Consider the following 24,497-nt stretch of genomic DNA (forward strand, 5'->3'; position numbering starts at 1 on the left):
GAGAGTGGTGATGTTGCTAAAACTTAGATTCTTACTCATTGCTGTAGTATTAGCATTGGGTATCTTACATGGTGTACCTGCAGGGGCTAATACTCAGAATAATCAGGCTGCTAAGGATGACGATACAGCGACTGTTGTTATATGTAACGTTATACGGTTTGTGCAGAAGCTTGGGCTTCCTATCATGACTGGAGTGATACTAGGTTCTAGCATTATGGCTATCTTTGGTAAGCTTGCATGGCCTGCTATTGTAATGTTGGTTGTATTTACAGCTATATTCTTTGGTGCTGGTAAGCTCATGGCTAAATTTGCTGCTGGGGTCAGTACTGAAGGCGATGCCAAGAGTTTCGACTGTGCAAATTATAAGAAGGAAGTCAAGTAACCGATACGAGTTGGAAGTGTGGTCATAGGCTTGTGTGGTTGGGCTGAGTGCCAAGGGCAGGAGGAGGTACCAGAAGTTGGGTTATGTAGGTGGCACCAAGAACTTAAAGTGTGTTAATGGTGCAGGGAGCTGTGGCGGGCTTGGGTGGTGCCAAGAACTTCAAGTGTGTTGAGGTACGAGAGGTTGGGAGACAGGAGCCTTGGAGTAAGTTAGGAGTGTGAGTGGGTAGAGTGGGGATGAGAGGACATTGGCTTATCTGTATTGTAAATTTGGGTAATGTGCGGTGGTAGGGGTGATTTACAGGATTTCTCCCCGGAAAACGGAGTGTAAAATTCTTGACAGATGTGAGCGTATGCGGTTAAGTCGTGACGTACTACAAAGGTTGTTTTTTCTGTTGATGGGGTGTCCATGTCAGGCAGTAAGAAAGATGTTGAATCTGAGAAGCAGAAGGCGTTGGATGCGGCCATAAGCCAGATAGAAAGGGCGTTTGGGCGGGGTGCCATTATGAAGTTGAAGCAGCATCCTGCCGAGAAGATGGATAGCGTGTCTACAGGTTCTATAGCTCTGGATGCGGCGTTGGGTATTGGAGGGTTGCCGAAAGGTAGGATAGTAGAGATTTTTGGTCCTGAGAGCTCCGGGAAGACTACACTTGCGCTGCACGTCATCGCAGAGGCCCAAAAGCAGGGCGGTAACTGTGCTTTTATTGATGCCGAACATGCGTTGGACACCGTGTACGCCAGAAAGCTGGGCGTAAATGTGGGGGATTTGATAGTCTCACAGCCCGACACCGGCGAGCAGGCTTTGCACATTGTTGAATACTTAGTGTGCTCCGGTGCCATAGATGTGATAGTAGTGGATTCCGTCGCTGCGCTCACTCCCAGGGCGGAAATAGAGGGTGACATGGGTGACCAGCACATGGGGTTGCAGGCTAGGTTGCTGAGCCACGCGCTTCGCAAGCTGACCTCGGTGGTCTCCAAGGCTAACTGTATATTGGTGTTTATCAACCAGATACGCATAAAGATAGGTGTGATTTACGGCAACCCGGAAGTGACAACGGGTGGTAGTGCGCTCAAGTTCTACACGTCAATACGGCTTGACATTCGCAAAGTAAGCGCGATTAAAGACAAAGACAACGTGATAGGGAACCAGACGAGAGTAAAGGTCGTCAAAAACAAGGTTGCACCCCCGTTCAAGCAGGCGGAGTTTGACATCGTGTACAATGAAGGCATATCGAAGCTGGGTGAGATAGTCGACATGGGTGTCAAGTTCGGTTTTGTCGAGAAGTCTGGTGCGCACTATTCCTACGGCGCGGTAAAGTTGGGACAAGGTAGGGAGAATGCCAAGGGTTATTTGAAAAGCAACCCAGATATCGCGAATGAGTTAGAGCAGAAAATCAGAGCATGCCTTGCGGAGAGTATGCACAGTAGCGATCTGTTCGCTGTAGATGAGCGTACCGATGTGTTGGAGGAGGAGGTTTTCTAGTGCCGGGCGCGCGGTGCTTGATTGCGGATTTTTGCCCCTGGTATCGCACACTCAAACGCCGTGCGGGGGTGCACTGGTATTGTGAGGTTGGGCGGTGAAAGAAAGGGGCATATATACAAGTGATGATGTGCTCAACATGCTGGTGGAGAGGTCTGCAATCCTAAAAGGCCATTTCGTTCTGTCTTCTGGGTTGCACAGTGATACGTACATTCAGTGTGCCAAGCTTCAAGAAGCGCCCTCTGTGTGCGAGACCCTGTGTGCAGCGCTTTTGAGACGAAGCAACGATGTGCTGGGTGACCTGAAGATTGATGTTGTGGCCTCCCCCGCCATGGGGGCAATAGTGTTTGGTTATGAAATTGCCAGGCAGCTCGGAGTGAATTTCGTCTTTTTCGAGCGCGTGCAGGGCAATTTCGAGTTGCGCAGAGGGTTTTGCATAAATGCTAACAGCCGAGTGTTGATAGTGGAAGATGTCATTACCACCGGCGGGTCATCCTTGGAGGTATTTGACGCTGTAACGGCCCTTGGGGGGAAAGTCATGGCTGAGCTGAGCATCATAAGTCGTGGTAGCTGCGTAAACACGCCGTTTCCAGTGGTAAGTCTGTTGGAAATGGATATACGAAACTATGCGGCGGATGATATACCTGATGAGCTGAAGAGTATACCAGTCTCTAAACCTGGTAGTAGGGCATTAAGCTAGTGCACGCATTGTTTTTTTGGCTGATCTGTTATTATGTGCGCGTCACGCAGTGACTTTCGATGTAGATACGCAAGGCAGGTGTTGGTACCCGAGATAGGGCACCGCGGCCACAATAAGTTGAGACAGAGCAAGATTCTAATTGCAGGTTGTGGGGGTCTTGGTAGCGCAGTGATACCGCTCTTGGCGGCCAGCGGCGTGGGGCGGCTTGTCGTGTGTGACGATGATACCGTCAGGATTTCAAATCTGAACCGACAAACTATTTACAGGGAACAGGATGTGGGGCGTAGAAAAGTGCGCGCTGCGGCCGAGTTTATAAAACACCTGAATAGTGATGTCGAAGTGCGTGAAATAGACTGCGCGATCGGTCCAAAAAACTTTGAGACCATACTATCTGATGTGGAAATCGTTGTAGATTGTGTGGATAGACTCGCAGTGAAAATGTTTTTGAACGACGCATGTGTTGCAACGCACAAAACCCTGGTACACTGTGCCGCTATAGGTTTCACTGGCGAAGTAATGGTAATACCACCCGGGGGGAGGCCATGCTACAGGTGTTTTTTTGAAGGGAAGCAAGTAAGCACCAAGCTAAATTGTGCCAATGCCGGAGTTGCGAGCCCTACTGTGGGGGTGGTCGGGAGTATGGCTGCTGCCGAGGTTATTAAGTACGTAGTTGGTAGTCACCAGTCAAGCGTAGGTAAATTATACAGGGTGGACCTCCGCAGTAACCGCTTTACCTCGTACGAACTTTCCGCAAACAGTTTGTGCAGTTGTTGCAGCGACACTGCAAGCGTGGACCCGCACGATTTTGAATCCTACGAAGGTAAACTGCGTATAGAGTAATGACCAGCCGACCTCTAAAAATCCCAGGCTGACCCAATTTGGGGCCCTACAGGTTGCTCGCCCAGCTTAGGCAGAAAGTCTGCCGCGTGCCTCGCGCTGAAAACCGAACCGGCCAACCTACTGGGCCACAACCTACAGTTGTGTTACGCGAAACCCCAAAACGCTAAGCCGAATTTGCAGCCCCAAACCGGGGCTGGCATGCATTCCAAAAAGCATTCGGCACAGCGCGGACCCCCACGCACTACCACTTCTCCATTGGCAGCCCGCACCCAGTGTTGCGCAACATCCAGACACCAAAGTGACGCAACATGTGGCAAAGACTTTTAGATCTTTACCACATGTGAAAAGCCCACAATTAGCTGAACAGGAATCTTGCTCCAAGGTTAAAGCCGTAGTCAGCAATATGCGCTTTGACTGAGGCTTTTGCTTCTCCAGAGAACTTTACACTGTTGTGTGCGGGAATGTCCTTGTAAGACTCATCAAATAGCCCGTGGTAGAACCCACCTGCCACCAAGGATATTTCCGGAGTAAACTGGTAGCTAATCCCAACCTTGCCCCTGTAGGCCAGCTTTGTGGTTACTTGCTTAGAGATGTCAACAAAGCTTGCGCCTATCCCGGCACATACATACGGGGACACAGGTAAATCTGTGTGCAGCACGTCATAGCAGCCATTTAACATGACTGAGGTGTTTGTGATTTCATCAATTTTGACTACGAAGTAATTGGTCTCAGTAATGTTAGCGTCGCGGGTAATAGCTGCCAGAGATTCCGCACCACTTTTTGCGTACTGCCCGTCCGCCAAAGTAGCAAACCTTCTGTAGCTCGCTTCCAATTCCACTCTGGCTCCTCCCAGAGAATATCCCACAGCGCCGTCGAAAGACGTGATTAAGTTTTTAGAGAAGGCAAAAGTGTAGCCAGATTTGGAAAAGTTTGCTGGCACACTCACATCAATCGTTGCAATGCTCTTGTCATAGCCTCTAACGTATGAGGTCTCTTTGCTTGACTCACGCATGTCGAACGAGGTAACAGAAGGAAATGCTGGGCTGTAGGCCGCACCCACGTAAAAGCTACCTCCCATTACTCCCCCTTCAGAAGCCACTTCGTGACTCATGGGAGATGCCACTACGGCCCCACTAACAAGTAGGGAGCAGGCGCAGACTGTGGCTGCTGACAGGCCCCCTGTAAACAATTCTCTGTAATTCATAGTAATCCTTTTGATAAATCATAAAAACACGCAGCAGTTTAGCATATAAAAGGTTAGGGTGGAAGTATCATAGCAGAAATTATAAAGCGCAACTCACCCACGACGCACACGGCCCTACCACACGCACCACGCCTTGCACAGGAGCGGTGCTGTAGATTTCTATAAGCACTTACAGATGAAGTCAAGCCTTCTGTAGTTTATTGTTGCTTGCGCTGTAAGTGCGGTCTATTGCATTATCGCGTGATACCGCACAAACACAAGACACAATCTGCTACTGTTGCGCATTAGCCTTGAACTGCTTGCGCCAGTGGAGCCCTCTAGGCCCTGTTCCTAGGGTTGGCTAGTGGACCGGCTTTGGGGAAAGGCAACGGGAGCTTCTACATAGGCCTAGACTATAACCCAACTTTCAACGGTATCAAGGACCTGAAAATCATCGGCGAAACCGATGAGGATGAAATGGATGTTCTCACCGGTGCCAGGGGCCTGTTCCCGATGAACGCTCTTGCTAGCAACGTCACCGATTTTAACTCATACCACTTCGACTGGAGTACCCCACTGCCTGGGCTAGAATTTGGGAACAGTACCCTGGCTCTTGGAGGGAGCATTGGGTACAGAATTGGAGGAGCCAGGGTTGAAGTAGGGATAGGACATGAGAGGTTTGTTATTAAGGGGGGAGATGATGCAGCATTCCTACTAGGTAGGGAACTAGCATTGGATACAGCGAGGGGTCAGTTACTATCCAGTGCATTGGGTAGGATGTCCATGGGTGATGTACACAGATTAAAGAAGGAAGTAGTTGATAGTATAGGAAGAGGAACAGCTAGTCCTGTAAGGGCAATGTTTAGTAGAGAGATCTCAGATGGGAATACATTACTTGCTGGGGAGATGGTAGGAGTTGATGAAGGACTAGTTATACAAGAACTGAGCAGACCAGAAGAATTAGAAAAGCTACAACATGAACTAGCAAAGCAAGTAAGTAAATTAGCTGAACTTGGAGAACTTAAGTGGTTAGAAGAACTTGAAAAGCTGGAGACTGAGGAGCTGGAGCAAGGACTCGAAGGAGCGCTAAAAGCTTTGGGCGTGGAAGCATCAGTGCAGGAGCTGGTACAGAGATTCAAGAAGGAAATTGCTGATGGTAAGACACCGGAAGAGATAAAGCTGGAGTGGATCAAGGAGATAGAAGCTAAGAAGTTAGAGGAGGTGCAGGAGCAGGCTGAGAAAAAGCTGGCGGAGCTGGAACTAGCGGATAAAGGAGGAGCATTGGGAACTAAAGGCGAAATACGGGAAGTTAGGCAGCTCAAGGAACTAGCGGATAAAGGAGGAGCGTTAGGAATCATGGCCGAGAAGCTCAAGAAGCAGGAAAGTCTCAAGGGGCTAGGAGGAACAGTAGAAGAATTAGCAGCGATAAGGGAACTGAAGGAATTGGGGCTAGAAGAGCAGCTGAGGATGCTGGCTGAGATTAAGGAAGTTAAGAGATTGGCAGAGAAGCAGAAATCACAAGGATTAGAGGCTCATGAGGGATTACAACTGACTGAGAAGATTAGAGCATTGGGAGGACAGCTGGATCTGCTGGAAGAGAGATTGAGTGAAAAGTTTAAGAGACTACAGCAGAATGAGCAAGGTATACGTAAGGATCTGAATCCACAAGCTATAACAGCAGTGGCAGGTAAACTAGATGAGATTTGGGTACTGGGGACGCTAGGACAGTTAGATGAGCTAGTGCCTGGGAAGAGAGCTCAGACACTGGGGGAAATGAAGGCAACGCTGAAGGAGCTCGAGAAAATACGGAAGTTAGTAGACCTAGAGAAGAAGCTAGAAACTATGGGAGAACTAAAGAAGGAGATAGAGAAAATCAACGAGGAGGGAGAGCTGCTGAAGCTAGAGGCTAAGATACAGGAGGAGGCGAAGGCGGAGATAACAACGCTTAAGTCAGCGGAGAGGTATGGTACGCTAAAGGAGAATCTCAAGGAGTTGGAGAAGAAACTAGGGGAGGTGAAGAGCCTAGGAGCGTTGAAGTGGCAGGTAGCTGGGATAGAACCCGGGACGGGAAGTCAGGGTGGAAAGATACAGAAGCTGGCTGATAAGCTCAAGAACAAACTAGGTGAACTAGTTGCCATAAGGGAACTGAAGGAATTGGGGTTTAAGGATTGGTTGAGGCTCAGGACACTAGAGGAGCTTACAGAGATAGCTGAGAAGCGTGGAGTTGCAACAGTGATGAAGGCAGCATTAGCTAGTGCGATGGAGATAGCTAAGAACAGGGGTTGGACTGATTATTTAACAGTCTAGATGTAAGTGAGAGAGCTAATGCTGCAAGGGAATTAATTGCTGCTGAGAAGATTAGAAAATGGGCTAGGGATATTAATAACTTGGATGCTGATGAACGGGCAATGGTCGCTGGGGCCCTAACCCTTTTCCTAACCCCTTCTACAACAGTGTGACTCATCCCAGCCACACACTCTATCCGTTTGTCGTAAGGTCATGTGTGGGTCCCATGGCACCTGTGATTCGGGCGTTTTTTGGGCCCATAGTATAGCAGGGGTTATGTGGGCTAGTGGCATGGTGGCGCCGGATATGCTCCATGCTCTATCCATGGTATCGTAAGATCGTGTGTGGGCCCCATGGGCACTGTGGTTCAGGTGTTTTTGGGCCATGCGCGGCTAGTACAGAAGTAGTGATATCATGAAGGGAACGTAGAATATCCCTATTACGGTGCTAATCAGCAGCATAATTGCCGCGACATCTGGCTTATAACTTGTTGTGTGTGCCAATATCACCCCGGTGCTAGATATAGGTATAATTGCCAAAAGGATGAGTGCCTGATACACCTGACTGTCATACAGACGTGGTCCATTGCGGTCTAGAAAAATCAACAGCAGTGCAAGAAGTGGCCAGGCGACATATTTGATCAGCACTGTGAGCGCCATGAGCTTCCAGTTTATGGCAAAGTCCTTTATGTTTGCTACGGATATGCCCAGCAGCATTGTACCGAGGACCATATATGTGCTTGCAAGGTCTGTGGATACGCGCAGCAAGAACTCTGGTACGCGTACTTCGAAATGATTGCAGACCAAGGCTACGACCGCCGCGTGGAATATAGGCAAAGTGATAAGCTTTTTTAAACACTGCCGTGGCGTGTATAACCCACTAGTTGCGATGTAAAAGCCAAAGCTGTTTTCGAAGAACAGCATACCAACGTAGCACAGAAGGTATATGGAAACAGCACTCTCGTCAAACAGGGCTATTGCTACTGGCAAGCCAAAAAACCCCATGCTGGAGCTTCCGGAACTGAAGGCCAGCATATTTCTCATGTGATCTCTCAATACCAGTGATGACGCGCTGTATACTACAAGCGACATTGTGCAGCAGATGACGAACGTGATTACCGGCAGAAACACAAGTTCTGGTGTTATGTGTATCTTCAGTATGCCAAAGAACACCACTATGGGCCCAATGCAGTAGAACAGAAGTTTCCCTATTGTGGCGCAATCGAGCTTAACTACCCGACCAGCAACGAACCCGAGCAGGATTGCTACGTACGCAGGTAATACTTTAAGCATCAGGGTAAAGAACATACTAACACCCAAACTACAGGTCAAATAAGGACCACGCGTGCAGGTACTTTAACATAAGTCAGAACCCCCTAACAACAGATTAGTGTCCCAATGGGCGAATGAAAAGGCCTACAGCTCCCTATTCTTAAAAAAGTTTTCGGAATAAGATTTAGGTTTTTTCCTAGTAGCTTGGTCCTGTAGCACGACGTATAAAATGCCACGGGCCTTCGCGTAGGATATGGCATCTTCCTTATTTGGAAAGTGCAGCCTTACTTGCTGTGCTGTATCCTTAGAGCCCACCCATCCCATGAGAGAATCTCTGTACCGTGAACATGAAGGCTCAAACTCCATGCACCAGAAGTTTCTCCCATAAGCGCCAGATTGCATAACATTTCTAGCAGGCCTATGTATTTTTGCCACAGGTGTACGCGAACCGCCAGGCACTTGCAAGTACCGATGAAAAGGCTAAGATTGCAGCAGTGTAACAGGTATTCAGCAAATGTCTATTAATAGTGGGGGGAGGTTTGAAGAGGCAGTACGGGAGTTGGAGCGCATCGTAGAAGAACTTGAGCGTGGTGACGTATCCCTCGATAGAAGCGTCGAATTATACAATCGGGGCAGGGAGTTACATAAGTACTGTTATGAAGTTATCAAGGGAGTGACGCTCAAGATCGAATCTTTAGGCGAAGAGGATATTGAGTAATGGCGGCCCCGCAGCCCATGATTCCTAGGTGTGATGCGCGTTTTTTAATACACAAGTGTCCCCGCATAGGGAGCAGTGACTTAGGTTTCCAATGGTTGGTTCGGTCAGCAAGGTTGGGGTGGGGGCCCACCAACCCCGAATTTGATTGCGCTCAATTGGTTGCATGAGCTTTGAACACACACCGTACCCGCACATGCCTTTCCCGGATACGCGGTACGGGTTGAGCGGTGCCTAATAGGCGATTCCGGCTAGCCATGCCGGCTCAGATGTACTACGTAAAACCTGCGTATGCAACGACCAAGTATGCAATGACCAACATGGAACCCTGCTGCGGTCCCAAAGCTGCGAACGCGCCAGACTGGCCAAACCACCAGAGCGACAGCCGAGTGAGAAAAAGCGCCAACACGCAGCCCCCCAAAAGGACGCCCTTCTACTGCGTAGTACCTCCAACAGCGCTGTCTATCGCGCCTATGATCTGCTGCAGATTTGCGCCAACAACTCTTGATAACTCTTTCCCGTCGGAGAAAATTACCAAGGTAGGTACCGCACTCACCCCATATGAAACGGGAGTATCTTGATTGTTTTGGATGTTAAGCTTGTAGATCTTCAGCTTACCCTCGTACTTTTGTGCCAGCTTTTCCAGTTGAGGGGAAAGGGCCACGCAAGGCCCGCACCAAGGAGCCCAGAAGTCCACGAGCACCAGGCCGCTCCCGACGCAGACCTTCTCGGGAAAATCAGAATCACCCACCTCAGCAATGTTAGACATGACCCCCTCCAATAGGAAACCTACCCACGTCCCCTTCTGGATGTAGAGGATGTGCGGTACAGCTTCTCGTTAAACACGCAGGCAGTACTAGAACCATACCGTAGCGTAAAAGCCGGAGAGACGCGCTCCACCACCACATAGTCACCCACGATCCTAAAGTTCACGAGAGACTCATACCCCTCAGCGTCAACATTGAAAATAGACGGAAGGTCTCCGTTAACGTTGGAAAACTGCATGTATGTGAACTTGCGGTCATCAAACACCCTGATAGGGACGATATTCGCAGAACCAGCAGTATGGGACACGGAATAGTCAAAGTTCAGGCCCTTTTTGGCAACCTCAGGATCACTTAAGTCAGGCACGTCATTCTGGTATGTGGGAAAAGACACTCCGCCACCCAAGCCAGACGATGATGCCGCATCAACACTGTTTGCGGCCGGGTATACGAATCTGACCTCGTATGCCAACCTGGGATCATCCAAGCCGCTGGCCTCCTCAGCATGCAGCTCAAAGTAATACACACGCCTGTTTGTTATGATAGTGACGTTGGTATCTGCGTTGTCTCCCACGGGTTTGATGAACAACCTATTCCCCTTCGGTACCAACTGCCACCCAGTTGAATCCCCCATGGAGACCGTATCAATAACCTCACCAGCCTCAAACAATATGCTAGACTGGTACCCGTAGAACCCCGTGTACCTGTGTATGGACTGAGGGTTAAAGTTCATAACCTTGATGTGGTCATCAGCGGCTATAGAGCGCGGCTCCTGCTTACCAAAAGCAGCCGAGCTGAACAACAGCGCTACAGCGCAAACCATGCAAGCCTTTCTCATAAGCTACGGTATAAACGAACACCTGCCCTAAGTCTAGCACTAATGTGTCAATCTGCAACCAATCAATAGGAAAAATTGCGTTTTATTGCCACGTGCGTTATTAAAAACAGGTCAGTTCCGTGTAAAGCCACTACTGAATTACCAGCGTGTGATTGCTTCCAGCACCGGTAGTGCGTGCCCACATCCAACAACAACCCCACCTCAACCAGCCGCGCAACTCCGATCTGGACGCGGCGAGTGCGACTCGTTGCTACTTGTACACATCCGTATACAACTCCCCAGCTTCAGGCTCCGGACTACTTTGTGCAAACTCTACAGCCCCGTTAACTATTTCGCGGACCTGCTTCTCAAAACCATCAAGAGTGCTTTCAGGTGCAATTTTGTGCTTCAGTACATACTCCTTCAACCGGCACAATGGGTCTCTACTATCCCGCACCTCATCAACTTCTTGCCTTGTCCTATACTTCGCCGGGTCTGACATTGAATGCCCTCTAAAGCGATAAGTTTTCATCTCCAGCAAGACAGGGCCGTTGCCATTCCTGCAAAGCTCTGCTGCATTACTTGCCGCCTCGATTACAGCAAAAATGTCCATGCCGTCTACCTGGCTACCCGGCACGCCACAGCCCTCTCCGCGTCTGTACAGCTCAACAACGGATGAAGACCTTGGAACCGAGGTGCCCATGGCATACTCGTTATTCTCCACCACATACACCACCGGGAGCTTCCACAACGATGCCATGTTGAAGGACTCGTACACCTGCCCCTGATTCATCGCACCGTCTCCCAGGCATGTAAAAACTACCCCCCTGCCTTTTTTATACTGTTCAGCGAATGCAATACCCGTTCCTATAGGTACTTGCGCGCCTACAATTCCATGCCCGCCGAAAAAATTCTTTGCTACATTAAACATGTGCATAGAACCACCCTTACCCTTGGAGCACCCGGTTCTCTTGCCCATCAGCTCTGCTAGTATAGTATTTGCGCTTTCTCCAGATGTGAGCATGAAACCATGCTCCCTGTAGCTGGTAACTATAGAATCTTCGCTGCTAAGCACATTTTGCAAACCTACCGCTATTGCCTCTTGCCCTATGTACAGATGACAAAACCCCCGTATGAGGCCCATACCGTACAGCTGGCCCACTTTTTCTTCGAATCTGCGCATTAATAGCATGTCGTGATAGGACTTGACCACCTGCTCGTCAGAGATGGCTGAATGACGCTTGCTCTTATTCACAAATCTACCTAACACACTCCAATAGGGTTCGTTACTACCTCGTAAAGCAACGGTGTTCAAGGTATTTATGATGCTGCCGGCACCACTGTGCAGTGCCCAGTGTTGGTCAGTCTTCCCTATTAAATTGCTGCACATCCCTTATCCGGCTCTCCACCATAACGGAGGGTGGGTGCCCTGTACCCGGATATTCTATGTGGCTAATATCGCGTTTCGATGCCAGCATTTTTCGCAAAGTCTCCGAGGTTAAATAAGCTGAATGCTCGCCCTTCAGCACTAAAATCCCGCCGCACTGCATCTTATCCCACACGTCCCAGATATCCCAATCGCCACTGCTGCTCTGCTGGATTTCAGCAGAAAGCTGGGCGCCAATGCCTGGGTCTAGGGTTAACACGTAACCGCCGTCCTTTTCCACAATTCTATGCCGCACAAGGTGGTCCCAATGCTCTTCCTCTACTATGCCGGAGTGGCGCAATGCATCCTTGAGATACTGCTTTGCCTGCTCCTTGCCGTCAAATGTGGGTAGCTGTGTCATAAGCTTAACAAGCGCCTGCAATGGCTGTGCCGGGGTGTACGGGCCTATATCGTTTAGTATAAGCTTCTCGATTGACAGTACATCATGGAAGTGCGCCGTCAAAAACATGGCAATAATCCCTCCCATCGAGACGCCCAAGTAATTGCACTTTTTGATTTTCAAGTGCTTTGCAAGATGTAATATGTCCGTGCAGTATGTATTGTAGTTGTAGAGGGAGTGGTCCCTAAGCCATGAACTCTTGCCGCGCCCCACAACATCTACTGACACCACTGGGAAATCGGACACGGCACGTCCCAAATAGTCAAAACAGGCTGAATTTCCAGCCATGCCATGTACACATATGAGCGGTGTTTTTCCCCCTAGGGCTTCGGGGTTGTGCACCCTATAATACATATAATGGTCTTCCTTAGACGGAATGAGGATCCTGTCCTCCAGCACAGCAACCATTGGCGCCTTATTGGTAAACAACTGCTGCAGTGTACCAACTTGTGTGCGCACTATCAAGCGCTGAGTCATCGCGTGAAGACCGGTATTGCCGCGCCATGAGGGGGAGTCTGGACAGCGGGCTTACAACGTACACTGGTGGACTTATAACCAAATGAGGAAAGTTTAAGTAATTTGTTGACACTCGTTGCGTTCTTAGTTAAGAATGGTAGCTCTATGGAGCGCTGGCCCTTGAGGTCTGTGGCTCGATGGTTGACAAGTTAGTAGAAAGATCAATGGTAGGGATTGTTCTCGTTTTGAGGACGATCTCGATTCGATTAGCTGATAAAGTATGGATAGTGTGGTTTTGATACTGCACGTATCGCTACGAATGAATAAACAAGAAAGAGCACTTGATGGATGCCTTGGCGCTAAGAGGTGATGAAGGACGTGGTAGGCTGCGATAAGCTGCGGGGAATTGTCAACAAGTTTTGATCCGCAGATGTCCGAATGGGGAAACCCGGCCAATTCGTTGGCCATTGCATGCTGAATACATAGGTATGCAAGACGAACCCGGTGAACTGAAATATCTAAGTAGCCGGAGGAAAGGAAATCAAAATGAGACTCCGTTAGTAGTGACGAGCGAACGCGGAACAGGTCTGTGGTCTGTAATTAGAAACTGGAATGCCTTGGAAAAGGCAACCGTAGGGGGTGATAGTCCCGTACAGGTAAGAAGGTTGCAGATCCTTGAGTAGGGCGGGGCACGTGGAACCCTGTCTGAATTTAGGGGGACCATCCTCTAAACCTAAGTACTCCTTAGCGACCGATAGTGAACAAGTACCGTGAGGGAAAGGTGAAAAGAACCCCGGTGAGGGGAGTGAAATAGAACCTGAAATCGGGTGCTTACAATCAGTTGGAGCTTGTGTAGGTTTTGCAGCTTGCTGTAATTTCTGCACGGGTGACAGCGTACCTTTTGCATAATGGGTCAGCGAGTTAATCTGTTGAGCAAGCTTAAGCCGTTAGGTGTAGGCGTAGCGAAAAGCGAGTCTGAATAGGGCGTTTTAGTTCATGGATTAGACCCGAAACCAAGTGATCTAGCCATGGCCAGGTTGAAGGTGTAGTAAAGTACATTGGGAGGACCGAACCTGTTACTGTTGCAATAGTATTGGATGAGCTGTGGCTAGGGGTGAAAGGCCAATCAAACTTGGAAATAGCTGGTTCTCCGCGAAATCTATTTAGGTAGAGCGTTGTACTATAAGTTGCCGGGGGTAGAGCACTGAATGGACTAGGGAGACTCATCCTCTTACCAAATCCAATCAAACTCCGAATACCGGTCAACTGTTCTACAGCAGACACACTGCGGGTGCTAAGTCCGTGGTGGAAAGGGAAAGAGCCCAGATCGCCGTCTAAGGTCCCAAAGTTATGGCTAAGTGTGGAAGGAGGTGAGAAGACCAATACAGCTAGTAGGTTGGCTTAGAAGCAGCCATCCTTTAAAGAAAGCGTAACAGCTCACTTGTCTAGATTTAAGTCTTCTTGCGCCGAAGATGTAACGGGGCTAAAGCCATACGCCGAAGACGCGAGTGCCCGGCTTGCCGGGTGCGGTAGCGGAGCGTTTCGTAAGCCTGTGAAGGTGGCCCGTGAGGGTTGCTGGAGGTATCGAAAGTGAGAATGCTGACATGAGTAGCGTAAAGGAGTGTGAAAACCACTCCCGCCGAAAACCTAAGGTTTCCTGTGTTAAGTCAATCTGCGCAGGGTTAGTCGGACCCTAAGGCGAGGCCGTAAAGGAGTAGTCGATGGGAATCAGGTTAATATTCCTGAACCTTTTAAGCGTGACGGATCTTGTGCAGTGCGTGCCTTATTGGATTGGTGCGTGCTTTAAAGAGGTCCCAGGAAATAGCGCTTAAGTTAATAAGTCCGTACCGCAAACCGACACTGGTAGGTGGGTAGAGTATACTAAGGCGATTGAGAGAACGATGCTGAAGGAACTCGGCAAATTGCACCTGTAACTTAGGGAGAAGGGTGACCTGTGGGTGGGCAACCACCTGTGGGTGGCACAGAGCAGGGGGTAGCGACTGTTTACTAAAAACACAGGGCTCTGCAAACACGTAAGTGGAAGTATAGGGCCTGACGCCTGCCCGGTGCTGGAAGGTTAATATGAGGGGTGAGAGCTCCGAGTTGAAGCCCCAGTAAACGGCGGCCGTAAAACTGACGGTCCTAAGGTAGCGAAATTCCTTGTCGGGTAAGTTCCGACCCGCACGAATGGCGTAACGATTTCCCCGCTGTCTCCAGCATCGACTCAGCGAAATTGAATTCCCCGTGCTGATGCGGGGTACCCGCGGTTAGACGAAGAGACCCCGTGCACCTTTACTATAGCTTTACATTGGTGTTAGGGATGCAATGTGCAGGATAGGTGGGAGACTTTGAAGCCCGGGCGCCAGCCTGGGTGGAGTCGTCCTTGAGATACCACCCTTTGTGTTCTTGGCATCTAACTACGCTCCATTTTTCTGGAGCTAGGACATTGTATGGTGGGTAGTTTGACTGGGGCGGTCGCCTCCTAAAGAGTAACGGAGGCGTGCGATGGTAGGCTAGGGCTGGTCGGAAATCAGCTTTTATAGTACAATGGCAAAAGCCTGCCTGACTGCGAGGCCGACGGGCCGAGCAGAGACGAAAGTCGGTCATAGTGATCCGGTGATTCCGTATGGAAGGGTCATCGCTCAACGGATAAAAGGTACGCCGGGGATAACAGGCTTATGGTGCCCAAGAGTTCATATCGACGGCACCGTTTGGCACCTCGATGTCGACTCATCACATCCTGGGGCTGGAGCAGGTCCCAAGGGTTCGGCTGTTCGCCGATTAAAGTGATACGTGAGTTGGGTTTAGAACGTCGTGAGACAGTTCGGTTTCTATCTTCCGTGGGCGTTGGAAATTTGAGAGGATCTGACTCTAGTACGAGAGGACCGAGTTGGACATACCTCTGGTGTACCAGTTGTTGTGCCAACAGCATAGCTGGGTAGCTACGTATGGACGGGATAATTGCTGAAAGCATCTAAGCGAGAAACCCCCCTCAAGATTAGATTTCCCCATTAGGGCCGTGAGAGACTATCACGTTGATAGGCCGGGTGTGTAAGTGCGGTAACGTATTTAGCTGACCGGTACTAATAGCCCGATTGGTTTATTCGTTTGTTGGTACGTGTAGTTCAAGACCACACTGCTTGCTTTATCTAGATCTTTCTGCTAGCTTGGTTATATGGCCGTTTGGCTGGTGGTTATGGCGGGAGTGAAACACCCGGTAACATCCCGAACCCGGAAGTTAAGCCTCCCAGCGCCTGTGGTACTTTGTCTTAAGACACGGGAGAGAGGGTCGCTGCCAGCCTTTGGTCGCCTTTCGTAGCGCGCTCGCGCTGTTATTCGTTTGTTTTTTGTTGCGCGGTCTGGCTTTTGGTTGCGGTGGGTGCGTACAATCTGAGTGTGTTGAGCTGCCAAAAGGCCTTTTGATTCACCTGTTGGGTGATTGTTTCGCAAGCCAAACATCCGATTTGTGCCCTTGGCCCTTTGTTGCTGGGCGCACGTTACTGAGTTTTTAGATTCTATAGTGACTGCTGTAGATGCATTGTAACTGTAAGGGGCGGCTTTTTGTCTGATAACCGAAGGAAGATATAGCGCGATTTAATTGATTCCCAAATATTGCAGGAACAAAAAGGACGCGTTAGGGCTAGTGTAGCGCTACTGATGGCCGATGATCAGAGGCCTAGTCCTTATGGGATTGGTAATACGGGTGATAATTTGGAGTTTCACGAGTAATTGCCACGCCATGCACGTGGCTTTCATGCAACCCGGCGGCGGTGATTATGGTGAACTTGCAGTTTGTTTTCATAGACTCTATATCCTTGTTTCCGGTGTACCCCATAGATGATCTGAGCCCTCCTACCAGTTGGTATATGACCTCAGACGCAGCTCCCTTGAAAGGTACCCGGCCCTCAACACCTTCTGGTATGAATTTTCCCCCGCCTTCCTGAAAGTACCTGCCGCTGCTGCCGCTTTTCATTGCTACAACAGACCCCATGCCTCTGTAGCACTTATATGCCCGGCCGTTGTATATCATGGTGTCTCCCGGGCTTTCATCCGTGCCGGCAAAGATGGAGCCTATCATCACCACATCTGCTCCTGCCGCAATAGACTTTGCGATATCTCCAGAATATTTTATGCCTCCGTCCGCTATCACTCTGACTCCCGTGCCCTTGCACGCTTCCGCGACGTTTTTTATGGCAGAAAATTGCGGTACTCCCACCCCGGTGACGATCCTCGTTGTGCATATGGATCCAGGGCCTATGCCAACTTTGACTGCATCGACTCCAGCCTCAACCAGGGCGAGGGCCCCTGCTGCCGTTGCCACATTTCCGCCTATTACCTGTGCATCAGGGTACAACGCTTTGATTTCTCTTATTGTTTGAATTACCCTGGCAGAATGGCCATGCGCGGTGTCTACCACTATTACGTCAGCTTCTGCCTGTATCAAGGCTTCAGCGCGCTCCATGCCCTCTTTGTTTCCTGTGCCGACAGCCGCTGCCACCCTTAACCTGGCTTTTTTATCTTTGCAGGAATTCGGGAACCGATTAAACCGCTCAATATCTTTTACGGTTATTAGACCAATGCAGCAACCGTGCTCGTCAGTTACTATGAGCCTCTCTATTTTGTGTTTGTGTAGAAGCCTAGTTGCCTCAGATTGGCTGATACCCTCACTCACGGTGACCAGATTAGTACTTGTCATTATGTCGCTAACTTTGCAATTCTTGTTCTCAACAAAGCGAACATCCCTGTTTGTCAGTATCCCCACGAGCTTATTCTGCTGGGGGGTGACTACAGGTATTCCGGAGTAGCTGTGCTTTCTCATGACGGATAAAGCAGTGCTCAACGTAGCGTCAGGGGAGACGGTTACAGGGTTACTGACTATCCAGCTTTCGTGTTTTTTGACTTTCTGTACCTCCGCAACTTGGCGCTCTATGGATAAATTTTTATGAATGCACCCCATGCCTCCATGCTGTGCCAGAGATATGGCAAGCCTGGACTCCGTCACCGTGTCCATCGCGGCTGACATTATAGGAATGCGGAGCTGCACGCTATCCGTAACATAAGTTGTGACATCTGTATCAGCCGGAAGCACATTGGAATCTGCTGGAATTATCAGAACGTCATCAAAAGAATAGGAAACTTCCACAACCGCCCTAGCCAAACTTCGTCGCCAATTATAAAATTTTTAGCGCGCACGTGCAATAGCGTCGCTCGCACGCTACGCAAGAAACTGTTCTGCTATGGTTCTCTCCTCTAGCCCATGTTCTGGATCAAACATAAGTGTAATCTTTGTGTTGTTGTCTTGCTTTATCTTGACGTCGCTTATATTGCGGAACTCTGTGTAGTCAGCAACTGCGCTGACGCAGCGGGTTTCAGGAGACAGCACATCGATTTCTACCAGGGAGTCATTCGGCAACAGTGCACCGCGCCACCTCCGAGGCCTGAAAGGATTAATTGCAGTGAGGCATACTATGTTAGAAGTGAAAGGCAATATGGGCCCACCTGCAGAGAAATTATAAGCTGTGCTACCTGCCGGGCTAGACACTATCACGCCGTCAGACACCAGCTCCTCCATGGCTACTTTCCCGTTGATTTTAATTCTGAGCTTGGCAGCCTGATGCGTGCCGCGAAACAGCGAAACTTCATTTACTGCGATTGCGCTATGCGTGCAACCGTAAACGTCCTGCGCTTCCATGCGCAACAGAGGCAGCTCAGTTGCAACTGCATTTTCGAGCTTGTGTGGAAGGCTGCCATCCACGCAGTGGTTCAGCAAGAACCCAACGCTACCATGCCTCACTCCATATACTGGCACGTTCCTACCGGGACCCACTACATAATTATGCAAACTGTGCAGCATGAACCCGTCACCCCCAACGACTACGAGCAAGTCTACCGCGGAATCTGGAGCGTCAGCCAGGTTTACCACGCCGTAAAAACTACGCAGACAGCCAACCCGATCCCTCTCCGCAGGGCCGGCCGCCACGTAACCTACAGTTTGATACTTACACCTAGCAGGCAAAACAGCGCTCTGCACGCTCACAAATCGCCGAACTTGCTCAGGAACCTAGCAGCCCTACTGTTCTTTTTGCTGCTCACCCTAAGCCCTGGGTTCCAAGCGGGGTGATTAAACCTGTCACTCTCAAGGTGCACCTTGACCATTTCGTCAGGTTTCCCGTATGTAGAAAGCATTTCACGCTGCTCACCATTTGTAAAAATAACCGTGATGGGGTGAACCTCAGGATGTATACCCTTCTTCATGACCACGGACCTCCTAACAAAATTGAAACAAAGGCGAACATAACTGCGGATGGTAACAGGGAAAAGGGTGCATGTCAATTGTGCGAGTTATGGGCATAGCTGCAGGTGTTCAACGTGTTACTAGTGCACATAAAACAATGCTTGGCACAGCTCGGCGTTGTGCCTGTTGAGGCGATTGTTACAGTAGCCATGACCGCGCGTATGCTCGACTGAAACTAATACGTTAGCTACGCTAAATTGGACAAGGCAGCGCCATCACTGCGTCACAGTCTGCAAAAATAGCTTTGACTACCACAATCACGTGAGCAATAATTGGCCGTGTACCATGGGGAGTCCCGAAGCTGTGTCTGTTGTATTTATGTTTCCCGGCCAAGGCTCACAGTTTGTTGGAATGGGCAGAGAGGTCTACGATAGCTCGCCTGCAGCACGTCGTGTGTTTCATGAGGTGGATGAAACACTGGGTAGGCACCTCTCCCGGATAATTTTCCAGGGGCCTGAGGAGGCTCTCACTTCGACCTGTAATGCGCAGCTTGCGTTGATGACTGTATCAGTCGCGTTGGTTCGTGCGCTGGAAGAAAATTTAGGCGGTCCTATCACAGATGCTGTGAAGTACGTTTTGGGGCACTCGGTGGGTGAGTACACGGCATTGCACGTCTCTAAAGTTATTGGGTTGCCCAGCGTTGCCAGGTTGTTAGACGTTAGGGGAAAGGCGATGCACCGAGCTTCTTCACTGTGTTGTGGGGGCATGGCGGCCCTGATAGGGGGTAGTTTGAGTGAGGTTGAAGCCGTAGCAGCGCGCGCATCTGAATATGGTATATGTGAGGTTGCAAATGATAACTGCACTGGTCAAGTGGTTGTCAGCGGTACTGAAAGCGCCCTGCAGCAGCTGCCGAAGCTCATTGAAGGTACCGGCATCAAGAAGGTAATAAGGCTGCGTGTTAGCGGGCCGTTTCACTCTTCTTTGATGCGGCTGGCTTGTAATGAGATTGGTGATTTTGTCGACCAGCTAGAAATGAACCCGCCGGAAGTAGAGATGGTTTTTAACGTATCTGCCTCTACACATTCTGACTGCAATGCGATAAGAAACCTAATGGTGCGGCAGGTTGTTAGCAGAGTTAGGTGGAGGGAGAGCATAGAGTACCTTATTGGGTGTGGGTGCTCAGAGTTTATAGAAGTGGGGCCCGGACAAGTGCTTGTTGGGCTGCTAAAGCGAATAGACAATTCCGTGCGCGGATTTGGTGTTGACTCAATGGAATCCGTACGCGCGAATTGCTCTGGTGTCCTAAAATCGGAGAAACTAGCCGCTAGTAATTCCGGGTAGTATGTTTATAACTTTTGAGGGAATTGATGGATGCGGGAAGACCACGCAGGCTGTCCTCCTCGCGAAATACCTGTCAGACTTGTACGGCGAACACAGAGTGGTGCTTACTCGAGAGCCTGGGGGCACCTCGCTTAATGAACTTATCAGAGGGGCTCTGTTAGGGCTTACTGATTACAAGCTAGACGGAATAACAGAGCTCATGCTTTTCATAGCAATGCGCAGGGAGAGCTTTGTCAAGGTAGTGTTGCCGGGTTTACTTGCGGGCAAAATAGTGATAAGTGACAGGTTTACGGACTCCACTGTGGCCTACCAGGGCTATGGATGCGGGGTGGACCTTGCGCTAGTTGGCATGCTAAACTCTCTGGTGGCTGATGTTGTGCCGGATATTACGTTTGTTATAGACGCTAGCATAGAGCTCGCCCTTGCGAGGACCAGCCTTAACGGATTCGAAAACCACGGCCCGGAATTTTACGACAGGGTTAGGGAGGGGTTCAGGACAATAGTTGCCAATAACCCACATAGGTGCCACATGATAGACTGTAAATCAGATGCCGCGGAGGACGTTTATTCAACGCACGACAGGATTGTTGCGTTATTTCGGGCAATAACCAAGGATAAACTTAAAGTGGCAAAATGACCCCGGTGTACTTGCCTATTTGGTGAGAATATTTGCTGTACTCTGTTAGTTTTTTTGTTACCATGTGCCCTAGTTGCGTTCGGTACTGGGGTTACTGTGTGGTCGGTGGATCGGGGGTTCTTTGCTTGGTTTTCTGTGGCGGTGTTTTACGCGCTCCAGTACATATTGCGTGTTATACCTAACACCCTTTCTGGGGAAATTATGGAGCGTTTTGGTGTGGGAGCGCTCGCCTTTGGGCAGTTTTCCGCGCTATATTACGCAGGGTATACCGTGGCACACATTCCGTTAGGGATACTAATAGACAAATACGGGCCCAAGAAGGTAATCCCGGTGTGCATGGTCCTCACTTTTCTGGGTGCGGCGCCCATGTTGTTTGATTCTTGGGAGTTTGTGCAAATTGGCAGGGTGTTCACTGGCATGGGTTCAGTTGCCGCGGCCATATCTGTTTTTAAAGTTTCAAAAATGTACTTTACTAGTACAAGATTTGCCAGGATGACTTCTATCGCGATTATGATAGGGTTTTTGGGTGCAATGTATGGTGGCAAGCCGATGTTGTCGCTGATAGAGAGTTTTGGCTGGAACAAGGTGCTCCTTGTGTTTGTCGTGGGTGGATGCATCTTGGCCATGCTTGCCGCATATTTTCTGTTTGATGCGCCAGATGCTACTGAGAGTCGTAGTGTGTCTGAGCAGGTAAGGAGTGTAATATGCAACAAGCGGTTGATGATTATAAGTCTGCTTGGCGGTTGTATGATAGGCCCGATTGAAGGCTTTGCTGACGGGTGGGCGACCGCATTTCTATCGGAGGTGTGTGGCGTTAGCCATGTAGCCTCGACAACCTTGCCTGCTGCGGTGTTCGTTGGGTGCTGCGTAGGGCTGCTGGTAGTCAGCTCTCTGCTTGAGAAGTCTTATGACGGATGGAACATAATAATTTGCTGCGGTCTGTTTACCATGGTTGCGTTTGCGGCCATGCTAACCGGAAATTGTAGCACTGGAATAAGCGCATTCATCCTACTTTTGACTGTAGGAATCTGCTCTACGTACCAAATCGTAGTGGTGTTTAAGGCCATAGAGTACGCAGGTAACGGCTCGGTAGCCCTGGCCACAGCGGTTTCTAATATGGCCATAATGTTTTTTGGATACTTCTTCCACACGGTGATATCATTGGTGATCAACTCGTACTGGGACGGTAAAGTCATCTCCGGTCAATCCGTGTATGGTAGCGGGCCGCTGGTCAAAGCCATGCTGGTTGTCCCCATAGGCGTCCTAATCGGTACTGTTGGGACCGCAATTATGAAACGCTGCAGTAAAGATAACGGGGGCTGAGTGTGTAGCGGCTGCGCTCTCCTTGGTGGCGCGACTCGACGCTTCTCCCGATGCGCTGGACCGTACGCCTGCCTTAGCGGTGATGTTTACCGGGTGGCATAAAAAGTGTGTCTCGGAAGGCAGGCCCGTCCCTGTGGCTAACCCCGGCCTTCCACCTATGCGCTAGTAGAAGTCAGATACCACCGTCTGCCCGAGGTGGTGATGTCTCTTGCGAATTTCCAGGTGTCTTCTATAGTATTCACCTTAGAGGTGCTGCCATCCACAACCTGCCCCCCTGCATCCCGCACGACATTTATCTGCTCGGTGACGAACTGCACGGTTATGGCGGCAGAGTTTCCCTTCAGCTCTGCGCTGGTTACTTTCTGCGATACTATAGACACCACAACATCCTCATGGGTGTGCCCGGCGCTCTTGCGACGCTCGATCTCTCTAACGAACGAGTCATGCATGTCTTTGCTAAGCAGCGACGACAAAAACTCAGCATTCCCCTGACTGAGTGCTTTCACTATTGCCTCAAAAGCCGCCGCCGACCCTTCGATGAAGTGCTTAACAGAAAAACCTTTGTTGCGCTCCTTTATAGCCTCGAACACGCTTGAAATCTGTTCAACAGATGCGCAGTCCGCCACAACAGAACTCACAGGAATGTCCTGGGAGTTAATGGAGCCGTCAGAGGCTGCTTGTTCGCCTCCAGCCTGTTCGGGATAGATGGCACTCGGCTGAAAATTGACGCTAGATGCCTTGCCTAGGGAACCATACAAGCGGAAGAAAATAAAGGCCGCAACGAACGCGTATATAGCCAGCTCAACCATACCCATCCAAATTTTTCACAAAGGCTATGTACAAAAGTACTTAACCATATTATAGTTTGCCCAGTGTTAATCAACAATTAATTGCGGTATTGCCGTCTAGGAGTGTCCAGTATGCGCCCAAAGCTCAAGGTAAGGGGACAGTACATTAAGGATTTGTCCTTTGAAAATCCAAACTCGCCCAAGGTTTTTCTGATGATCAGCAAATCTCCTCCGGAGATTAGCATATCGGTCAATGTATCGTCGGCTTCCTTGCCCGTGAAACCTACTGAGGGCGAACAGGCCGCCGCTGACCTGTATGAGGTCACTTTGCAGGTGAATATAGAGTCTGTTGTGGAAAAAGTACCTGCGTTTTTGTGTGAGCTCAAGTATTGTGGGGTCTTCTCCCTTGAGGAAAAAGCTGAGGAACAGGTGGTGAAAGAGGCTCTGCTCATTACTGCGCCGGGCGTTTTGTTTCCCTTTGTTCGGGAGGTTATCGCTAAGATGACTGCCAGCGCTGGGTTTCCGCCACTGATGTTGGATGTTATAGATTTTGAGGCAATGTATGCCAGCCAGCTTGGCGGAGATGACGGAAAGAATAAACAGGCAAACAAAAGTGGGGGTGCAGCCTGAATTTGTGGTCGTGTTTTGTGGTGGGATTATGGGGTTCTTGCGATATTGTGCGGGCATTTCCGTTGTGGCGTGCCTGTGTTCCGTGTTACTACTGAGTTTTTCTGTTGCGGCTGATACGAAAAAGGTGGACCTTCCCTCTAACCATGAGGCGAGCACAGTCGATACGGCGGATGTTACGGCCGAGAAGCTATTGGGTCTGATGCCCGGTGATAGATTTCTGGGCAACACGAGCGCTCCTGTAGTTATGCTGGAGTATGCGTCCTTCTCGTGTTCTCACTGTGCGGATTTTGCGACCAAGGTGTTACCAAGGCTCAAGAATGAGTACATAGACAAGGGCAAGCTCCTATATATATTGAGGGATTTTCCCCTTGATAAGCTCTCACTCTCTGCGGCCATGCTTGGTACGTGCTACAAGGACAACAAGACGTTTTTTGCCTACGCCAAGGCGGTGTTTAACTCGTTTGATGCCTTGATTGCCACCCACAAGGATCTTGGGCTTCTGGCAAATATCGCCAAAATTAGTAACATCTCTGACGAAGAATTTAAGAAGTGTACAACCGATGAAGCCTTGATGGATCGCGTGGTGCAGCAAAAGTTTTTGGCCGTTAACAAACTTGATGTAAATGCAACGCCTGCGTTCTTCTTGAACGGGCAAAGATATGAGGGTAGCCACGACTTTACCAGCATTTCTGCGGAGATTGAAAAGTTGATTTTGTTAACCCCCAACTATTCCGCGTTGGATGGCAAAGCAACCAAGCTGGAACGCAACTAGGCCTGGCAGTGCCTCTGGCGGCTGGTATTATGTCGCGCTGGAGCTACGCGGA

22 protein-coding genes and 2 rRNA genes are annotated in these 24,497 nt (G+C 49.7%); 13 read left to right on the top strand and 11 right to left on the bottom strand.

Annotated features, from left to right (window positions below):
- The first annotated feature begins 10 nt into the window (after positions 1-10).
- The 4 genes from AMF_RS05370 to AMF_RS05385 all read left to right on the top strand — a co-directional run bounded on the left by AMF_RS05370 (position 11) and on the right by AMF_RS05385 (position 3,401).
- Complete coding sequence (locus AMF_RS05370) at positions 11-382, top strand: TrbC/VirB2 family protein (protein WP_041660048.1); 372 nt, start codon at positions 11-13, stop codon at positions 380-382.
- Positions 383-790: 408 nt separating this feature from the next.
- Positions 791-1,864, top strand: coding sequence for a recombinase RecA (gene recA, locus AMF_RS05375; RefSeq protein WP_010262591.1), 1,074 nt, complete (start codon positions 791-793; stop codon positions 1,862-1,864).
- Positions 1,865-1,958: 94 nt separating this feature from the next.
- A complete protein-coding gene (gene pyrE, locus AMF_RS05380) occupies positions 1,959-2,561 on the top strand; it encodes an orotate phosphoribosyltransferase (protein ID WP_010262594.1) in 603 nt (200 codons plus the stop codon).
- A 33-nt stretch (positions 2,562-2,594) separates the two neighbouring features.
- The gene (locus tag AMF_RS05385) at positions 2,595-3,401 is read left to right on the top strand and encodes a HesA/MoeB/ThiF family protein (RefSeq protein WP_010262598.1); all 807 of its coding nucleotides are present in this window, start codon (positions 2,595-2,597) and stop codon (positions 3,399-3,401) included.
- A 355-nt stretch (positions 3,402-3,756) separates the two neighbouring features.
- Here AMF_RS05385 and AMF_RS05390 read toward each other — a convergent pair whose 3' ends face one another.
- Positions 3,757-4,605, bottom strand: coding sequence for a P44/Msp2 family outer membrane protein (locus AMF_RS05390; RefSeq protein WP_010266964.1), 849 nt, complete (start codon positions 4,603-4,605; stop codon positions 3,757-3,759).
- Between the two features lie 354 nt (positions 4,606-4,959).
- Between AMF_RS05390 and AMF_RS10560 the strand changes: the two genes are divergently transcribed.
- Complete coding sequence (locus tag AMF_RS10560; protein WP_244825228.1) at positions 4,960-6,891, top strand: P44/Msp2 family outer membrane protein; 1,932 nt, start codon at positions 4,960-4,962, stop codon at positions 6,889-6,891.
- Positions 6,892-7,262: 371 nt separating this feature from the next.
- On the opposite strand, the gene AMF_RS05400 is transcribed toward AMF_RS10560, so the two are convergent.
- Together AMF_RS05400 and AMF_RS05405 are read right to left on the bottom strand one after the other, a co-directional pair.
- Entirely contained in the window at positions 7,263-8,177 is a 915-nt protein-coding gene (locus AMF_RS05400) for an AEC family transporter (protein ID WP_010266981.1), read from the bottom strand.
- Between the two features lie 108 nt (positions 8,178-8,285).
- Positions 8,286-8,600 (bottom strand): ETC complex I subunit, encoded by a 315-nt coding sequence (locus AMF_RS05405; protein ID WP_241760035.1) that lies wholly within the window; start codon positions 8,598-8,600, stop codon positions 8,286-8,288.
- Between the two features lie 55 nt (positions 8,601-8,655).
- Here AMF_RS05405 and xseB point away from each other — a divergent pair, with 55 nt between their 5' ends.
- Positions 8,656-8,859 carry an exodeoxyribonuclease VII small subunit gene (xseB, locus tag AMF_RS05410; RefSeq protein WP_010262628.1) on the top strand — a complete coding sequence of 68 codons (204 nt, stop codon included), beginning with the start codon at positions 8,656-8,658 and terminating at the stop codon, positions 8,857-8,859.
- A 430-nt stretch (positions 8,860-9,289) separates the two neighbouring features.
- Here the strand turns inward: xseB and trxA are convergent, their stop codons facing one another.
- The 4 genes from trxA to AMF_RS05430 form a co-directional block, all read right to left on the bottom strand.
- Positions 9,290-9,625, bottom strand: a complete 336-nt coding sequence (gene trxA, locus AMF_RS05415) for a thioredoxin (protein ID WP_010266982.1) — start codon at positions 9,623-9,625, stop codon at positions 9,290-9,292.
- Positions 9,626-9,645: 20 nt separating this feature from the next.
- A complete protein-coding gene (virB9, locus tag AMF_RS05420; protein ID WP_010266984.1) occupies positions 9,646-10,458 on the bottom strand; it encodes a P-type conjugative transfer protein VirB9 in 813 nt (270 codons plus the stop codon).
- 250 nt (positions 10,459-10,708) lie between these two features.
- On the bottom strand, positions 10,709-11,827 hold the full coding sequence (pdhA, locus tag AMF_RS05425) for a pyruvate dehydrogenase (acetyl-transferring) E1 component subunit alpha (RefSeq protein WP_012658811.1): 1,119 nt from the start codon (positions 11,825-11,827) through the stop codon (positions 10,709-10,711).
- Entirely contained in the window at positions 11,799-12,740 is a 942-nt protein-coding gene (locus AMF_RS05430; RefSeq protein WP_012658812.1) for an alpha/beta fold hydrolase, read from the bottom strand. Before AMF_RS05430 ends, pdhA begins: the two co-directional genes overlap by 29 nt.
- Positions 12,741-13,040: 300 nt before the next feature.
- Here AMF_RS05430 and AMF_RS05435 point away from each other — a divergent pair.
- Both AMF_RS05435 and rrf read left to right on the top strand, forming a co-directional pair.
- Positions 13,041-15,827 (top strand): 23S ribosomal RNA (locus tag AMF_RS05435).
- 78 nt (positions 15,828-15,905) lie between these two features.
- Positions 15,906-16,020: ribosomal RNA gene (rrf, locus tag AMF_RS05440) — 5S ribosomal RNA — on the top strand.
- 375 nt (positions 16,021-16,395) lie between these two features.
- On the opposite strand, the gene guaB is transcribed toward rrf, so the two are convergent.
- From guaB to rpmE, 3 genes are all read right to left on the bottom strand, one after another.
- Positions 16,396-17,862 carry an IMP dehydrogenase gene (gene guaB, locus AMF_RS05450; protein ID WP_010262673.1) on the bottom strand — a complete coding sequence of 489 codons (1,467 nt, stop codon included), beginning with the start codon at positions 17,860-17,862 and terminating at the stop codon, positions 16,396-16,398.
- A gap of 72 nt (positions 17,863-17,934) precedes the next feature.
- A complete protein-coding gene (locus AMF_RS05455; RefSeq protein ID WP_010262675.1) occupies positions 17,935-18,756 on the bottom strand; it encodes an NAD kinase in 822 nt (273 codons plus the stop codon).
- The gene (gene rpmE / locus AMF_RS05460; RefSeq protein WP_010262677.1) at positions 18,753-18,974 is read right to left on the bottom strand and encodes a 50S ribosomal protein L31; all 222 of its coding nucleotides are present in this window, start codon (positions 18,972-18,974) and stop codon (positions 18,753-18,755) included. The genes AMF_RS05455 and rpmE overlap by 4 nt, the downstream gene beginning before the upstream one ends.
- A 343-nt stretch (positions 18,975-19,317) precedes the next feature.
- On the opposite strand from rpmE, the gene fabD reads away from it, so the two are divergent.
- The 3 genes from fabD to AMF_RS05475 all read left to right on the top strand — a co-directional run bounded on the left by fabD (position 19,318) and on the right by AMF_RS05475 (position 22,255).
- The gene (fabD, locus tag AMF_RS05465; protein WP_010262680.1) at positions 19,318-20,295 is read left to right on the top strand and encodes an ACP S-malonyltransferase; all 978 of its coding nucleotides are present in this window, start codon (positions 19,318-19,320) and stop codon (positions 20,293-20,295) included.
- 1 nt (position 20,296) lies between these two features.
- The gene (gene tmk, locus AMF_RS05470) at positions 20,297-20,932 is read left to right on the top strand and encodes a dTMP kinase (protein WP_010267004.1); all 636 of its coding nucleotides are present in this window, start codon (positions 20,297-20,299) and stop codon (positions 20,930-20,932) included.
- Positions 20,933-21,073: 141 nt separating this feature from the next.
- Complete coding sequence (locus AMF_RS05475) at positions 21,074-22,255, top strand: MFS transporter (RefSeq protein ID WP_276324275.1); 1,182 nt, start codon at positions 21,074-21,076, stop codon at positions 22,253-22,255.
- 155 nt (positions 22,256-22,410) lie between these two features.
- On the opposite strand, the gene AMF_RS05480 is transcribed toward AMF_RS05475, so the two are convergent.
- Entirely contained in the window at positions 22,411-23,064 is a 654-nt protein-coding gene (locus tag AMF_RS05480) for a Tim44/TimA family putative adaptor protein (RefSeq protein ID WP_010269346.1), read from the bottom strand.
- A 111-nt stretch (positions 23,065-23,175) separates the two neighbouring features.
- Between AMF_RS05480 and secB the strand changes: the two genes are divergently transcribed.
- Entirely contained in the window at positions 23,176-23,673 is a 498-nt protein-coding gene (secB, locus tag AMF_RS05485; protein WP_010267008.1) for a protein-export chaperone SecB, read from the top strand.
- On the top strand, positions 23,627-24,445 hold the full coding sequence (locus AMF_RS05490; RefSeq protein WP_012658816.1) for a DsbA family protein: 819 nt from the start codon (positions 23,627-23,629) through the stop codon (positions 24,443-24,445). Before secB ends, AMF_RS05490 begins: the two co-directional genes overlap by 47 nt.
- The last annotated feature ends 52 nt before the right edge of the window (positions 24,446-24,497 follow it).

The organism is Anaplasma marginale str. Florida, assembly GCF_000020305.1.
Classification (GTDB): domain Bacteria; phylum Pseudomonadota; class Alphaproteobacteria; order Rickettsiales; family Anaplasmataceae; genus Anaplasma; species Anaplasma marginale.